The sequence below is a fragment of the Pontibacter sp. YIM B11418 genome (assembly GCF_059278805.1).
In genome coordinates this window covers 182454-198464 of sequence record NZ_JCAEMH010000004.1, presented here as the reverse complement: position 1 = coordinate 198464, position 16011 = coordinate 182454, and the positions used below count along the sequence as shown (strand labels likewise).

Sequence of the window (16011 nt, the reverse complement as noted above, 5' to 3'; positions counted from 1 at the left end):
AATAGGATGACGATGTAACTACGCTGACTTATGCAAAACAGCCCATCAATCATTTAGTCAGGCACTATAGGCCGAATGCTTCCGGCAACCAGAGGCTAAGCGCAGGGATGTAGGTCACCAGCAATAAGGCCACCAGCATAGCTACAAAAAGCGGAACCAGTGGTTTAATTACTTTGCTGATACTGATATTAGCCACTCCGCAGCCCACAAAGAGCACAGAACCTACAGGAGGAGTACAAAGGCCAATGCAGAGGTTGAATACCATCAGGATGCCGAAATGCACAGGATGCACACCCATGGCCGTCACAACTGGGAGGAAGATCGGCGTAAAAATGAGCACAGCTGGTGTCATGTCCATGAAGATGCCCACAAACAAAAGGATCAGGTTGATGATGATCAGGATGACGATCTTGTTGTCGCTGATGGAGAGCAACGCATCGCTTACTGCCTGCGGAATATTTTCAAACGACATCACCCAGGACATACCCATCGAGGTGCCGATGAGCAGCATCACAATGGCTGTGGTGATCACGGTCGTGATCAGGATTTCTGGCAGGTCGGCTACTTTCACCTCGCGGTATACTACCATCGACAGCACCACCGTGTAGAGCACCGCTATCGCCGAGGCCTCCGTAGCCGTGAAAATACCCGCTATGATGCCCCCAATCACAATAAAGAGTAGGAATAGGCTTGGCAGAGCATCGATAAACTTTCTGAAAACCACGCTTAGCGGAATGCGATCGCCTACCGGGTATTTGTTTTTGTAAGCCATAAAGCCAGCCATACCAATCAGTGACATACCCAACAACAAACCCGGCACATAGCCTGCCACAAACAAGGCGGCAATTGATACGCCACCGCTTGCCAGGGAATACACGATCAGGATATTGCTTGGAGGAATGATCATGCCTGTTGTGGCCGAGGTGATGTTCACAGCGGCGCTAAAGGATCTGGAGTAGCCCTCCTTCACCATGCGCGGGTTCATGATGCCGCCAATGGCCGAGGCCGCCGCTACCGCTGACCCTGAAATGGCGCCAAACAGCATGTTTGCCACAATATTCACGTACGCAAGTCCGCCAGGCAGCGTGCCGACCATGCTTTTGGCAAAATCAATCAGGCGTGTGGCTATGCCGCCCCGGTTCATGAGCTGACCGGCCAGAATGAAGAAAGGTATAGCCAGTAGTGCGAAGCTGTCCAGGCCGGTAGCCAGGCGCTGGGCCAGTGTTGTGAAGGCCGGTACGGGCGCAATGCTGACCAGCATGGTAAGCAGCGCGGAGATACCGATAGAAAAGGCAATGGGTACGCCGATGATCAGAAGGAAGAGAAAGCTGACAATCAGTACGATGATTTCAATAAATTCCATAAGCTCCTTTTATAAATGTGTTTGTTGCTAGGCCAATTCTTTCCCGATTTCTTCTGGCTCTGCGCCTTGCTGACGCATATTCACCAGACTGTAGTAGATGATCAGCAGTCCACTGAGCGGGAGCACAGTGTACACATAACCCAGCGGAATATTGAGGGCTGCCGATGTTTGCTCCAGCTTCAGGGTAATATAAACAAGCTTGATGCCGCCCCACACCAGCACTAAAAAGGCGAATGTTGCTACGACCAAATTTGTGAAAATGCTCAGGTTGCGTGCTTTCTTGCCATGCATTTTAGAGGGAAGTATGTCGATGGCCAGGTGCATCTTTTTGCCAGCCACGTAACTGGCGCCCAGCAAACCAACCCAAATCAGGATGAAACGGGCCAACTCGTCTGTATAGGAGCTGGGTGACTTCATGATATACCTGGAAGCTACCTGCCAGAGTACGTTCAGTACCATCAAACTCATCAGCCCGACAAGTAACCAGAATAACGCTTTATCTATTTTTTCTCTGATTTTCATTGGTGCTGGTTTTTAGGGTTTTGGTACGACTACGATTGCCTCTTTTTGGTTGCCCGTCTGGCGGATGCGCTGGATCAGGCTGTATACCTCGGGTTCATTTTTGAAGCTCTCATACATGGGCTCCACCAGCTTGGCAAAAGGTGCCTTATCCGGTGTGCTCACCGTTACGCCGGCATCTCTTATTGCCTGGAGGGCTTCTATTTCAGCTTCTTCCCACAGTTCACGCTGTACCTGCGCCGATTCGTCGGCAGCCTCCTGCAGCCACTGCTGCTCCTGTGGTGTGAGGCTTTCCCACACCACCGTGCTGATCAGCAGAATGTCCGGGATCATGGTGTGCTCGTTCAGGGAGTAGAATTTGCTTACTTCGTAGTGGCGCGACAAGAAGAAACTAGGCGGGTTGTTCTCAGCTCCGTCTACCACGCCTTGCTGCAAGGCCGTATAAAGTTCCCCCCAGGATACTGGGGAGGCAGCTCCACCGAAACTCTTGATCATGCTAAAAGCGGTATTGCTGGCCTGTACCCGGATCGTCATACCACGCAGGTCGGCTGGAGAGTCGATAGGTTTCTTTGTGCTGTAGAAGCTGCGGCTGCCGGCATCGTAAAAGCAGAGGCCACGTAGCCAGTATTTTTCTCCTCCTTTGAGCAGATCGTCGCCAATGCTGCCGTCCAGCACATCGTAGTAGTGTGTCTTGTCGCGGAAGACGTAAGGCAGGCTAAGGGCTTTGAAATTTGGGGAGAAGCTTTCCATCACGGCTGCCGACACCTTGGTCATGCCGATGCTGCCGATCTGCAGGAGCTCGATGCTTTCGCGTTCACTGCCGAGTTGCGAGCCCGGGTAGATGTCGACTGTCATCCTGCCACCGGATTTCTCTTTGACCCGATCAGCCATATAGACCATGGCCTTGTGCACAGGGTGTGTTACTTCAAGGGTATGGGCGAGCTTAACTTCAGTTGTCTGGCTTATTTTCTGGCAGGAGTTGGTAACCAGCAGGATGGCAAGGAGAGAGGTACATATTGCAGAGCGCTTATACCTGTAAGCGAAGCGGGAGATGAGGTATAGGTTTAGATTTTGCATCATTTCCTTCTTACAGTTTTCACGATCTCGGTTGCCTTTCTCGTCAGTTCATCCAGCTTGGCATAGTCTCTGTTTTCAAGGATGTCCTTGCTGATCATTTTTGAGCCCATACCTACTGCACAAACGCCGGACTTAAACCAGGTGTTGATGTTGTCCTGGTCGATCTCAACGCCTCCTGTTGGCATGAAAAGCTGACCAGCAAAAAGCTCTTTGATGGACGATACATAGCCCGGCCCCAGCACATTGGCCGGAAATATTTTGATAAGCGCTGCCTGGTGCTGCTGGGCAGTGTGTATTTCGGTTGGGGTAAAGCAACCCGGTATCCAGAGCAGGCCGGCTTCGTGTGTCAGGTCGCCCACGGCAGGGTTTATGATCGGGCACACAATGTAGTCTGCTCCCGCCTCTATGAAGGCTTCAGCCTGATCGGTGGTTTTGATCGTGCCGATGCCCAGGTGCAGGTCAGGGTATAGTTCGGAGAGTTCTTTTTTAAGGAATCGGAAGTTTTCGAGTGCTGCAGGGCCTCTGTTGGTGTACTCCAGCGTTCGGATGCCAGCCTGATACAGCGTCTTCACAACCTCCAGGCTCACCTTGGGGTTTTCGTAGAAGAACAAGGGCAGTATGCCCTGTTCCAGAATGGCGTTTAGGGCGCTTTCTTTAGTTTGCATAAGCTGAAATGGTATCGTTTATCTCTGCAACCGTGCTGGTGGTGGCATCACTCGGGATGAATAATTTCTTGAAGGCAGCGGCTGTGGCAAACTCCAATGTTTCAGTAGAGGGGAGCTGGTGGTAGAAACCATAGATCAGACCTGCCATAAAACAATCGCCACTTCCCACCTTATCCAGAATCTGCTCTACCTGGTATTCATGCGAGGTATAAAGACTACCCGCTTCCAACAGCGTAGTAAAGTACCGAATGCCCTGCTGATAATCAAATCGAAAGGTGTTGGCAACCGTGCGACATTTCGGGAATTTTTCCAGAATAGCCTTTGAAGTTAATACAGCATGCTGCTGCAGGCTTTCTTTGTCGAGGTTTGCGATCAGGCCCTCATCCAGCGGTATACCCAACATTTTATTGGCTGCCCAGATGTTGCCCATGATCAGGTCACAGTACTGTGCCAGGGCAGGCATTACCTCCACCGGGTCTTTGCCATATTGCCAGAGCTTGGCGCGGTAATTCAAGTCCAGCGAGATGGTAATATTCTTTTGCACCGCTACTTTCAGGGCTTCTTCGCATACATCAGCAACGGATTGGTTGATAGCGGGACAGATCGCGCTGAAATGAAACCAGCTTACGCCTTCAAATACTTTATCCCAGTCGATGATGCCCGGCTTCAGATCAGCATAAGCCGATCCGGCCCGGTCATAGATCACACCGGTGTTTTTCAGGTCTTTTCCTTTTGGCAGGAAGTACAGGCCAACCCGGTTGCCCTGGTACACCGTGTGATCCGTCTGCACCTGGCGTTTGTTGAGGTAGCCGACTAACTGCTCCGCCACAAAGTTGTCAGGTAGGGCGGTCAGGTAAGTAGAAGGTATACCCCAAAGGGCCAGCGCCGTTGCCACATTGGCTTCTGCGCCGCCTACATAGAACGGTAGGTTGTTCTCGCGTAGCCACTGTCCCTCCTCGTCAGGGCATATCCGGAGGAGCAACTCGCCAAAAGAAAGTACCTTGCCCATAGCTGTTTAGAAGTTAAAATATGACTTGGCGTTGTTGTAGCAAATGTCTTCCACCATCTGGCCTAACCAGGCCATTTCGCTGGCCGGAAGCTCACCGTTTTCCACGTCGTTGCCGATCATGTTGCACAGGATTCTTCTGAAGTACTCGTGGCGCGGGTAAGAAAGGAAACTGCGCGAGTCGGTGAGCATTCCTACAAAGCGGCTCAGCAGACCCATGTTGCTCAAGGCGTTCAGTTGGCGCTCCATACCGTCTTTCTGATCGAGGAACCACCAGGCCGAACCGTACTGGATCTTGCCCGGCGTGCTGCCGTCGTTGAAGTTACCGATCATGGTAGCGTATAGCTCGTTCTGGCTCGGGTTCAGGTTGTAGAGGATCGTCTTGGCCAGTTGGTTCGAGTTGTCCAGCTTGTCCATGAACCTGGCCAGCGGACGCGCCACGTCAAAGTCACCGATCGAGTCGAAGCCGGTATCCGGCCCGAGTTCGCGCATCATGCGGGTGTTGTTGTTGCGCAGCGCTCCGAGGTGGAACTGCTGCGTCCAGTTTTTGGCGTGGTCCATCAGGGCCAGTTGCATCAGCATGGCCGACTTAAACTTGAGCACCTCCTCTTTCGTGAGCGGCTGCTTTTGCAGCGCCTTCTCAAAAATGGCTTTTACTTCCTGCTCGGTATAGTTCTCGGCATACATCGATTCCAAACCGTGGTCTGAAAGGCGGCAGCCATTCTCATGAAAGAAATCGTGGCGCTGCTGCAGGGCGTCCAGTAATCCCTGGTAGTTGTCGATGGCTATACCTGAGGCCTCAGCCAGTTTCTGCAGATAGGGTAGGAACACGACCTCATCGTCAATGGCCAGTACTTTATCGGCGCGGAAAGCCGGCAGTACCTGAATGCCAAAGTTGTCGGCCTTAATCTTCTGGTGATGTTCCAGCGTATCAATCGGGTCGTCGGTGGTGCAGATGATCTCTACGTTCATCTTTTTGAGAATGCCACGCACGCTGTATTCGTCTGTCTGCAGCATGTCGGTGCAGGCATCGTAAATCTCGCGGGCTGTCTCCGGCTTGAGTATGGTGTCGATGCCGAACGGGCGCTTGAGCTCCATGTGCGTCCAGTGGTAAAGTGGGTTGCGCATGGTGTAAGGCACGGTTTCGGCCCACTTTTCAAACTTGGCATAATCGTCGGCATCGCCGGTGCAGAAGCGTTCCGGCACGCCGTTGGTGCGCATCGCACGCCACTTGTAATGGTCGCCTTCGAGCCAGATCTGGGTCAGATTCTTGAACTTGCGGTCGTTGGCAATGTCCTGCGGCGACAGGTGGCAATGGTAGTCGATGATGGGCATGTTTTTAGCATGCTCGTGGTATAGTCTTCGCGCCGTCTCTGTCTGCAACAGAAAGTTCTCATCCAAAAAAGGCGTAATGGTGTAAGTGTCTGTAACTGTGTTTCTCATGGGTATGGTATAGGCAGTGCCTATTGAATTCTGATGTATACCTGAAAGTCCCTGTATCGGAGCTTTCTGTTTTAAGCGGGTATAGCCAGGCTATACCTGCCGCTACGCTATATTCGCTTGCTTTTCTGCCCGTTTCAAGGCTTTCAATTCCGTTGCCACTAAGTCCGCTAATCCCGGGATCTCAGTCAGGTCGGTATCCCAGAATTCTTTATTGGCCAGCACAGCATTTGCTACTTCCTGCGCAGACTCCAGTTGCCACGCCTTCATAAAGAAAGTGAGTACTTCCGGGGTATCGTTCAGCGGAATGTGCTCGTTGTTCCATTCTCCCTTGTAGAATAGTATAAGTGCTGCTAGTGCCTGCAGCAGTCGTTTTGGTAACTGACCTTTGCGCTTGTGGTACTCCAGCACCGATGGCAGCACACGCACCCTGTACTTTGATATGGAATTAAGGGAGATGCTGATCAATTCGTGGTAGATGAACGGATTCTGGAAACGCTCAATCACGTCGTTGGCGAATTGTTCCAGCTCTTCCTGTGGCAGGTCCAGCGTCGGGATGATTTCTTCAAAAATAGCTTTCCGGATAAAGCTGCCTGCCTTGCTGTCTTCAATGGCTTCGCGCACTGTGCGAAGTCCCTGCAGGTAGGCTACCGGCACAAGAGCGGTATGTGCTCCGTTCAGGATGCGCACTTTGCGGGTACGGTAAGGGGTGAGGTCCTCTACAAACTTAACCTGCAGGTCAGCCTCGTGGGCCGGGAAAGCGGCTCTCACCACTTCGGGAGACTCGATCACCCAAAGGTGGAATGGCTCAGCCTTAACCACCAGGTTATCCTGGTAGCCGAGTTCCTGCTGTATTTCCTGTATGTTATCTTTCGGGAAGCCCGGCACAATGCGGTCTACCAGTGTGTTGCAAAAGTGATTGTGCTGCTCGATCCAGGTGGTGAAATCAGCCGGTAAGCTCCAGTGTTTGGCGTAGGCCAGAATGGAGTAGCGCAGGGCCTCTCCGTTTTTCTCGATCAGTTCGCAAGGGATCAGGTATAGCCCTTTATCGGCAGCGCCTCCAAAATGACGGAAACGGTGGTAAAGCAAGGCCGTCAACTTGCCCGGGAAGCTGTTAGGGATGCGCTCCATACCTGTGTCAGCCTCATCGAAAGCAATGCCTGCCTCTGTGGTGTTGGAAATCACAAACTGCAGCTCAGGATTTTCGGCCAGTGCCAGGTAGGCCTTGTAGTTCTCGTAAGGGTTAGTCGCATCCGCGATGCAGCTGATCAGGCGTAGCTCGCGGGTCGTTTCGCCACCCTGTATACCTTCCAGCAAAACGTGGTATAGCCCCTCCTGTTGTTGAAGCAGATGCACAATTCCTTTATCCAGCGGCTGCACGATGTGTACCTGCCCATCGAAATTGGTGCGCTCATTGAGCAAGTCGATGATCCAGTCTACGAAACCGCGGAGAAAGTTGCCTTCCCCGAATTGCAATACCTTCACTGGGTGCCGCTGCGGCAAACTGGCTGTACGACGGTTGAGCTGCTTCATAATGATCTGATGTTGAATAGGTATAAGCCCCTGTTGTTAGATGTTCCTTCTTACTATTTTGTGCTATGCTGATGGCACCCTGTTTTTGTTAAAACTGTGCAATCGATTGTATTGTGTCTCTAAAAAACAGCCGCCTTTTACAGCGGCTAAGGTATAGCTTACGGCAACCCCGACTACTTGCGCAGCGAGGACTTGCGGGTAATCAATTCTGGTTTCAAGACTGTCTTCTGCGACACGATGCCTTTCTCACCAGACTTGAAATGCTCGAAAAAGAGTTCCGCCGTGATATTGCCCATCTTGATACTGCGCTGATCCACGGTAGTGAGCGGCGGATCTGTGAACGAGGTAAAGGGTTCGTTCGAGAATCCGGCCAGTGCCACCTGCTGTGGTATCTGTATGTCGCGCTCCTTCAGTACCTGCATGGCACCCATGGCAGCATAGTCACTGGCAGAGAACACCGCATCCGGCATTTGCTTGAGCTTCAGTAGTTTTTTCATGCCCTCTCTGCCGTCTTCCAACTGCAAATCACCTTTAATCACCAGCTGCTCGTCATACGGTATATCATAATCACGCAGGGCATCGGTATAGCCACGCAGACGCTCTTTAAAAACGCTCACTTTCTTGGGGCTCGTAAAATGCGCAATGCGCTTGCAACCCTGCTGGATCAGGTGCTCCACCGTTTTATAGGCGCCCAGGTAGTCATCGATCATCACCTGGCTCACTTCCAGCTCGTCGGTGGTGCGGTCAAACAGCACCAGCGGTATACCTTTCGACTGCACCTTTTTGAAGTGATCGAAGTTCTCGGTGTTCTTACCGATAGAGGCGATGATGCCGTCTACCCGTGCATTCAGCAACGCCTCAATGGTCTGCACTTCTTTCTCGTAGTTGTCATACGACTGGCAGATAATCACCTTATAATTCAGGTTGTTGGCGATCTCTTCTATACCTCGCACCACAGAGGCGAAAAAGTAGCGGTCAGCCGTCGGCACGATCACTCCGATGATGTAGCTCTTGCCATGGCGCAGTGCCGCTGCAATGTTGTTGGGCTGATAATTCAGCTGTTTGGCAGTCTTTAGTACCGCCTTTTTGGTGGCGTCGCTGATGCGCGGATTGTCGTTAAGCGCACGCGATACCGTAGAAGCCGTAATATTTAGCTTCTCTGCAATATCATGTATAGTTACTTTCGTCTTTGTTGACATATCTGTCTCTTAAGGCTTTTACCGGAATCCCGGAGCCCTACTGTTCGTTGGCCGGTTTACCGATGGTTGCTAATATACCACCATCTACATAAATAATCTGGCCATTTATAAAATCGCTGGCTCTGCTGGAGAGAAAAACTGCTGTCCCGCCCAGATCCTCTGGATCACCCCAGCGACCAGCCGGGGTACGGCGCACAATAAAATCGTTAAACGGATGTCCGTCTACTCGGATAGGGGCCGTTTGCTCCGTTGCAAAGTAGCCCGGCCCGATGCCGTTCACCTGTATGTTATACCTGGCCCATTCCGTAGCGAGGTTGCGTGTCAGCATTTTAAGGCCGCCCTTGGCAGCCGCATAAGCCGAAACTGTATCGCGGCCCAGTTCGCTCATCATGGAGCAGATGTTGATGATCTTGCCCTGGCGGCGCTCCACCATATACCTGGCCACGTGCTTGGAAACGATAAAGGGGGCGGTGAGGTCCACGTCCAGCACCTGCCGGAAATCTGCCTCGTCCATCTCCAGCGCAGGTATGCGTTTGATGATACCGGCATTGTTTACCAGGATGCTGATCGGGCCAACTTCTTGTTCTATTTGCGCAATGTTTTGCTTTACCTGCTGGGCGTCCGTCACGTCGAACAGGTAACCGTATGCGGTCAGACCGGCTGCTCTGTAACTTGCCAGTGCCTCTTCCATTTTGGATGGTGTGTGGCCGTTGATAACCAGCGTAGCGCCTGCCTCGCCTATTGCAGTGGCCATGGCCATGCCTAAACCGTGGGTGGCACCAGTTATCAGGGCAACTTGTCCGGTCAGGTCAAACAATGCGTTCATGCTCATCTTATTTCAGGTCAGTAGGTGCTACTTTATCCATGTCATTGTAATCCAGGTTTTCTCCGGCCATACCCCAGATGAAGGTATAGTTGCTGGTGCCGGCGCCGCTGTGAATGGACCACGGTGGCGAGATAATAGCCTGGTTATTTTTCACCCAAAGGTGGCGTGTCTCCTCCGGTTCTCCCATAAAGTGGCACACGGCCTGGTCTTCCGGTAACTCAAAGTAGAAGTACGCCTCCATACGGCGGTCATGGGTATGGGCCGGCATGGTGTTCCATACGCTGCCCGGCTGCAACTCGGTAATGCCCATCTGCAGCTGGCAAGTCTCCACAACACTATTGATAAGCACTTTGCGGATGATGCGGTGATTCGAGTTCTCCAAAGCGCCCAGCTCTACTGTCTCGGCTTCGCTCAGCGATACCTTGCGGGTAGGGTAGGTGTGGTGCGCAGGGGCAGAGTTAAAGTAATAGAGTGCCTTTCCTGTTTGGCTTGTATTGAAATAGATCTCTTTGGCACCTTTTCCTATATATAAAGCCTCTTTTGGGGCCAACTCATAGGTCTCGCCGTCTACGGTCACACTGCCTGCCGCTCCAACATTGATAATGCCAAGCTCCCGGCGATCCAGAAAGTGCTCGGAACGCAGCGTCGGGAAGGTTTCCAGTTTTAAAGGCTTCTCTACTGGGTGGGCACCGCCTACCACCAGTCTGTCGTGCAAGGTATAGGTTGCGTGCACGGTGTCCGCTTTAAACAACTGCTCGATCAGGAAGTGCTCACGAAGTTTTGCTGTATCATAGTTCCGGCTGTCTGCCGGGTGGGTAGCGTGTCTTACTGTATAGGTTATGCTCATGTCTTTTTTATACTGTCAATGTGCGTAATCGTTTGCGCAAAGTAATAAATATTTTTACACAACAATAATAATTTTAGCAAAATTATCTCAGGTATAGGGCAGGGTATAAGAAAATGAATTTTTAAACTAAGATTTTAAAATGTCAATAAAAGGGCTTATTTCTTAGTTAATTTTCAAAAATGTTTAAACAAGGTTATTGAAAAATGATTTATTGAAAAATAAAAGAACTTTTTATTGTTTTTTTTGAGGAGAGTTATTAAAATGCAATCGGTTGCGCAAATTATTTGTGCAAGCAGGGCAGAAGTTTAGGTTCAAGTGGTGCAACTAAGTCGCCATTCAGAGAATTTAGGTTCAGCCAACCACGCGCCGAAAATACTTATACAAGGTTTTAAACCTGAAGAATAAATACAGTCCTTATAATAACAAACTAATCTATACCTATGCAACATGTTTTACTAAAGAAGATGAAATACCAGCTCACGGTATTGTTTGTCTTCGCCGCCTTTGCCGGCGCGTTTGCCCAGGGCTTTACTGTAACGGGCAAAGTAGTGGATGAGAAAGGGGAGGGTCTGCCCGGGGTAACCGTCCTGGTGAAGGGTACTACGGTGGCTACCCCAACGGATGTGGAGGGTGGTTACAAGCTGGTTGCTCCAAGTGGTGATGCTGTGTTGGTGTTCCGCTTTATTGGTTACCAGCCGCAGGAGCTGCAAATAAGCAACCGCAGCACGGTAGATGTAAGAATGGAGCCCGACGCAAAGGCGCTGGATGAAGTAGTGGTGATCGGTTACCAGGAGGTGTCGCGTAAAGAGTTGACGGGTTCTGTTTCGTCGGTCGGTGCCAAGCAGCTGCGCGATATACCTGTGAGCACGGCAGCGGAGGCGCTCGCCGGTCGACTGGCAGGTGTGCAGGTGACCACCTCTGAAGGACAGCCGGGTGCCGAAATCCAGATCCGGGTACGTGGTGGCGGTTCGATTACGCAGGATAACTCTCCTTTATATATAGTAGACGGTATCCAGATGGAGAATGCGCTTTCTGTGCTTTCTCCTCAGGAAATCGAGACGATTGACGTGCTGAAAGATGCTGCCTCTACCGCAATTTATGGTGCCAGAGGTGCCAACGGTGTAGTATTGATCACAACGAAAGGTGGTGTGGAAATGCCGACGCAGGTGACTTACAATGGTTTTGCCGGTGTGCGCAGCATTGTAAATAAGCTGGACGTGATGAATCCTTACGATTTCGTGAAATACCAGTACCAGATCTACAACTTCAACACAAACCAGGAAACACGCGATAACTTTGTGACGCGCTACGGTCGTTACGAAGACATTGATATTTATCAGAACATGCCATTCACCGATTGGCAGGACGAAGTATTCGGTCGTGATGCTTATAGCCAGACGCATATTGTAGGAGTATCAGGTGGCTCTAAAATAACAACCTTTAATGTAACGCTGAACCATACCGATGAAGATGGTATCATGCTGAACTCTGGTTTTGTAAGAACACTGGCTTCTATTAAGTTTGATCATAAAATAAGTGACCGCCTGAAAGTAGGGGTGAACAGCCGCTACAGCCGCCAGCGAATTGACGGTGTGGGTACTTCCAGCACAGGTTCACAGAGCACCAACAGACTCAGAAACTCAGTTCGTTTCAGACCATTTGTTGCCCCGGGCCAGGAAAACGTGATCGATGAATTTGATCCGGAATTTGCAAACCTAACCAACCTGACCAGCCCTGTTTTACTAGCCAATCAAGAGCTAAGAAATGATTACCGCAACGACCTTTTACTAAATGGCTGGGCGAGCTTTGATATCATCAAAAACCTGACGGCAAGAACTGTGTTCGGTATCACGTCAAATAACCGGGATGTGAACATCTTCAATGGCCCGGTGACAGGTATTGCGCGTCAGAATGCAGGTATGCCTGTCGTGCAGTTGCAGGCAGGGGAGGCGCTTTCAATTACAAACTCCAACACGCTGAACTACCGTTTCACGGTAGCTGATGCGCATAAGTTTGACGCTCTGATCGGACAGGAGATCTGGCAACGCAAAACGACTAACCGTAACATCACCACCAAGTGGCTACCAGAAGATATCACACCAGAGCAAGCCTTTGCAGGTATACAGAAAGCAACTCCTCCGGCTGGTCTTATCCAGGATGCACCAACCACAGCGGAATCAGAACAAAGACTTCTTTCGTATTTTGGTCGCTTGAGCTACAGCTTCAACGACAAGTACCGCGCCGTATTCAACCTTCGTCGTGATGCTTCTTCGCTGTTCTCACCTGAGAACAGAGTGGGCTACTTCCCATCAGCCTCGGTTGCATGGCACATTGGAGAAGAAAACTTTATGGCCTTTTCGCAGAAATGGCTATCTGACCTGAAAGTACGAGCTAGTATAGGTGAAGTAGGTAACAACCGGGTTGGGGTTGACCTTTGGAAGACAATGTTTGTGGCAGCCGGCAACGACGGGTATGCTTTCAACGAAGCGATCACACCGGGCTTTGCCGCTAACGACCTGGCCAACTCGAACCTGAAATGGGAGACTACTTTATCCAGAAACCTTGGCTTCGATTTTTCCATTTTCAATAACCGCATCAACGCCTCTATCGACTTGTATAAAAACAGTACCAGAGACCTGTTGCTTCGCGCCAACATTCCACAGACCAGCGGTTACGAGTGGCAGTTCCAGAACATCGGTGAGACAGAGAACAGAGGTCTGGAAGTACAGTTGAACGGTATCGTGGTAGATACCAAAGACTTTACCTGGTCTTCTAACTTCAACATTGCTTTCAACAGAAATAAGATCGTAAGTCTGGGCCTTGACCCAAGTGGCGTACCGCGTAACTCATACCTGGTTGAGTCTGGCTGGGTAAACAGCCTACAGGACTTTATTGTAGAGGTGGGGCAGCCAGTTGGCCAGTTCTATGGTTACATGACCGATGGTTACTATACCTTGGATGACTTCAACCATACCTTTAACGAAGAAACCGGAGCCTGGACCTATACCTTGAAAGAGAATGTGCCGGATAGCCGTGCCGTTGCATTAGGTAACAGAGCTCCTCAACCTGGCGATCTTAAACTGAAAAAACTGGCTGATACAGGAAGCAATCTGATTACGACAGAAGACAGAACCGTGCTCGGCAACGCACAGCCTAAGTTCATTGGTGGCTTTAACCAGCAGTTTGCTTACAAGGGGTTCGACTTAAGTCTTTTCATGAACTTCTCTTATGGCAACAAGGTGTACAATGCCAACAAAGTTGAGTTCACGACTCAGTACCTGTACCGCGATAACAACATGCTGAGCCTGATGAACGACAGATGGCAGTGGTATGACGATGCCGGTCAACTGGTGACAAACCCAGAGCAGCTTGCCGCCATGAACCAGGACGCAAAATACTGGACACCGGCTGGCGGTCAGTACTTCCTGCACTCATTTGCGATCGAAGACGGTTCTTTCCTACGCATCAGCAACCTGACACTGGGTTACTCGCTACCTGAGAGCCTGTTGAAGCGAACAGGTTTCATCTCTAAGTTCCGTGTGTATGGCACCGTGAACAACCTGCTCACCATTACGGGTTACTCTGGTTACGACCCGGAGGCCAACACCCGTCGCAGTAACCCGCTGACACCAAGTGTTGACTACGCTGCTTACCCACGCAGCCGCTTCATACTGGGTGGTGTAAATGTTACTTTCTAGAATATTAAAGCATTAGCAAAGATGAAAAAGTCCTATATAAAGTCACTTGTTCTGTTCCTTGCCATGGGGGGAAGCCTGACATTTACATCCTGTGAGCATTACCTGGATGTGGAGAACCCTTCTACTATTTCGCAGGATGCAGTTTTTACCAGTGTATCCTATACCAACTCGGCAGTTATCAGCATCTACAACAGGTTGATGGGTGATAATACGTATGGTAGCCGCATCTCGACCCTGTACCCAAATGCAGCTGATGACTTCAGAGTGGGGGGTGCCTACAATCCGCTCGACCGAAGAGGTATCAGTGGCTATGGCGTGCACCCGGATAACACAGAACTATTCAGACCCTTTCTGGAGCTGTACTCAGGTATAGAAAGAGCCAATATCGCCATCAAATACATACCTGCCTCCAATCTCTATACCAACGGCACTGCTGCTGAGCAGGCAGCCATGCGGAAGCTGCATGGTGAGGCGCTGACACTGCGTGCCGTGTTTTATCACGAGTTAATCCGCAACTGGGGTGATGTCCCGGCACAGTTTGAGCCTTCTGCTGATATTCCAGACCTCAACCTGCCCAAGACTGACCGCGACGAGATCTATGACCGACTTCTGGATGACCTGAAACTGGCTGCAGAATTGGTGCCGTGGCGCTCAGAATCTGGCGACCCGAGTACCCGCGTGACGAAAGGTGCCGTGAAAGGTCTGCGTGCTCGACTGGCCCTGGCCCGTGGCGGTTACTCACTCAGAAGAGATAGCCGCGCCATGGAGCGCCGCGCTGATTACAAAGACTATTATCAGATTGCGCGTGACGAAACCTGGGATATCATCCAAAGTGGTCAGCATGGCCTGAACCCAAGCTATGAGAATATATTCCGCGGACTGCACACCACATCCATGGATCCAACAGGGGAGCGTATTTTTGAAGCAGGTGCCTATGGCGGTAACGCCCGCACGGACAGTAAACTGGGCTACTCGAACGGACTCAGAATAGATGCTAGCTCCAGTTACGGTCAGGCAAACGGACAGCTGGAAGCCATTCCGACTTACTTCTATGAATTCGACCAGATAGGAGACTCCAGAAGAGATGTGACATTGGCTTACTTCTCCATCAACAAAGATGACCAAATTGACCTGTCAACCTCTATACTGATGCGCGACGGTAAGTTCAGAAAATACTGGACAGGTATAACCGGCACAAACCAGACCCTGGGTATCAACTGGCCGATCCTGCGCTATGCTGATGTGCTGCTGATGTTTGCCGAGGCTGATAACGAACTGAAAGGTGGTCCGAGTGGAGAGGCAGTAGCCGCTTACGAAGCAGTAAGAAGAAGAGCTTTTGCCGGAAATGAAGACAGAATGGGTGTGGCGCCAACCGATCAGCAGGGCTTTTTCCAGGCAGTGGCCCAGGAGCGTCTACTGGAGTTCGGAGGTGAGGGCATCCGCAAGTATGACTTGATCCGGTGGAATCAGCTGGAGAGCGTGATCAACCAGACTCGCGCTAATCTGGTGGATTTCCGAAATGGAACAGGCAGGTATGCCAACGTGCCAAACTATGTGTACGTGAAACTGACGCCATTCCGCAACAGCCCTACTGTAGCACAGGAAATGGCAGGATTGGACCTGATCGGAGGCTCTGTATCAGAAGCGATGTATACCCCAGGGCCAACCTCTACCCCGGAAGGCTATACCCGCAAGAACTGGCGTGCCGCATTGAACGATACCTATGCCGAGCAGTTTGCCGTTGCTTTCCAGCCAGGACAGTCAGAGCTGTTCCCGATCTACTCCGGTGTGCTTAACCAGAACTTCAGGCTAACACAGGATTACGGATATTAATTTTT

At 50.9% G+C, this 16011-nt stretch carries 12 protein-coding genes; 2 read left to right on the top strand and 10 right to left on the bottom strand.

Translation table 11 applies throughout. The annotated features are described in order from the left end of the window. Window positions 1-64 precede the first annotated feature (64 nt). The 10 genes from AC4QZR_RS11325 to kduI all read right to left on the bottom strand — a co-directional run bounded on the left by AC4QZR_RS11325 (window position 65) and on the right by kduI (window position 10475). The gene (locus AC4QZR_RS11325) at window positions 65-1363 is read right to left on the bottom strand and encodes a TRAP transporter large permease (protein ID WP_494481020.1); all 1299 of its coding nucleotides are present in this window, start codon (window positions 1361-1363) and stop codon (window positions 65-67) included. A gap of 27 nt (window positions 1364-1390) precedes the next feature. Beyond that, window positions 1391-1885: a TRAP transporter small permease gene (locus AC4QZR_RS11320; RefSeq protein ID WP_494481019.1), complete on the bottom strand. Its 495-nt coding sequence runs from the start codon at window positions 1883-1885 to the stop codon at window positions 1391-1393. A 12-nt stretch (window positions 1886-1897) separates the two neighbouring features. Further along, window positions 1898-2959, bottom strand: coding sequence for a TRAP transporter substrate-binding protein (locus tag AC4QZR_RS11315; protein WP_494481257.1), 1062 nt, complete (start codon window positions 2957-2959; stop codon window positions 1898-1900). Next, window positions 2959-3624 carry a bifunctional 4-hydroxy-2-oxoglutarate aldolase/2-dehydro-3-deoxy-phosphogluconate aldolase gene (locus AC4QZR_RS11310; protein ID WP_494481018.1) on the bottom strand — a complete coding sequence of 222 codons (666 nt, stop codon included), beginning with the start codon at window positions 3622-3624 and terminating at the stop codon, window positions 2959-2961. Before AC4QZR_RS11310 ends, AC4QZR_RS11315 begins: the two co-directional genes overlap by 1 nt. Further along, window positions 3614-4633 (bottom strand): PfkB family carbohydrate kinase, encoded by a 1020-nt coding sequence (locus AC4QZR_RS11305; RefSeq protein WP_494481017.1) that lies wholly within the window; start codon window positions 4631-4633, stop codon window positions 3614-3616. Before AC4QZR_RS11305 ends, AC4QZR_RS11310 begins: the two co-directional genes overlap by 11 nt. Before the next feature lie 6 nt (window positions 4634-4639). Beyond that, window positions 4640-6073, bottom strand: a complete 1434-nt coding sequence (uxaC, locus tag AC4QZR_RS11300) for a glucuronate isomerase (RefSeq protein ID WP_494481016.1) — start codon at window positions 6071-6073, stop codon at window positions 4640-4642. 102 nt (window positions 6074-6175) lie between these two features. Then, window positions 6176-7603, bottom strand: a complete 1428-nt coding sequence (locus AC4QZR_RS11295; RefSeq protein ID WP_494481015.1) for a tagaturonate reductase — start codon at window positions 7601-7603, stop codon at window positions 6176-6178. Between the two features lie 173 nt (window positions 7604-7776). Next, a complete protein-coding gene (locus AC4QZR_RS11290; protein ID WP_253402223.1) occupies window positions 7777-8802 on the bottom strand; it encodes a LacI family DNA-binding transcriptional regulator in 1026 nt (341 codons plus the stop codon). A 37-nt stretch (window positions 8803-8839) separates the two neighbouring features. After that, window positions 8840-9628, bottom strand: coding sequence for a gluconate 5-dehydrogenase (locus AC4QZR_RS11285; RefSeq protein WP_253403331.1), 789 nt, complete (start codon window positions 9626-9628; stop codon window positions 8840-8842). A gap of 7 nt (window positions 9629-9635) precedes the next feature. Then, window positions 9636-10475 (bottom strand): 5-dehydro-4-deoxy-D-glucuronate isomerase, encoded by an 840-nt coding sequence (gene kduI, locus AC4QZR_RS11280; RefSeq protein WP_253402225.1) that lies wholly within the window; start codon window positions 10473-10475, stop codon window positions 9636-9638. 440 nt (window positions 10476-10915) lie between these two features. On the opposite strand from kduI, the gene AC4QZR_RS11275 reads away from it, so the two are divergent. Next, entirely contained in the window at window positions 10916-14173 is a 3258-nt protein-coding gene (locus tag AC4QZR_RS11275; protein ID WP_255594012.1) for a SusC/RagA family TonB-linked outer membrane protein, read from the top strand. A gap of 21 nt (window positions 14174-14194) precedes the next feature. Beyond that, on the top strand, window positions 14195-16006 hold the full coding sequence (locus AC4QZR_RS11270) for a RagB/SusD family nutrient uptake outer membrane protein (RefSeq protein WP_220625131.1): 1812 nt from the start codon (window positions 14195-14197) through the stop codon (window positions 16004-16006). Window positions 16007-16011 lie beyond the last annotated feature (5 nt).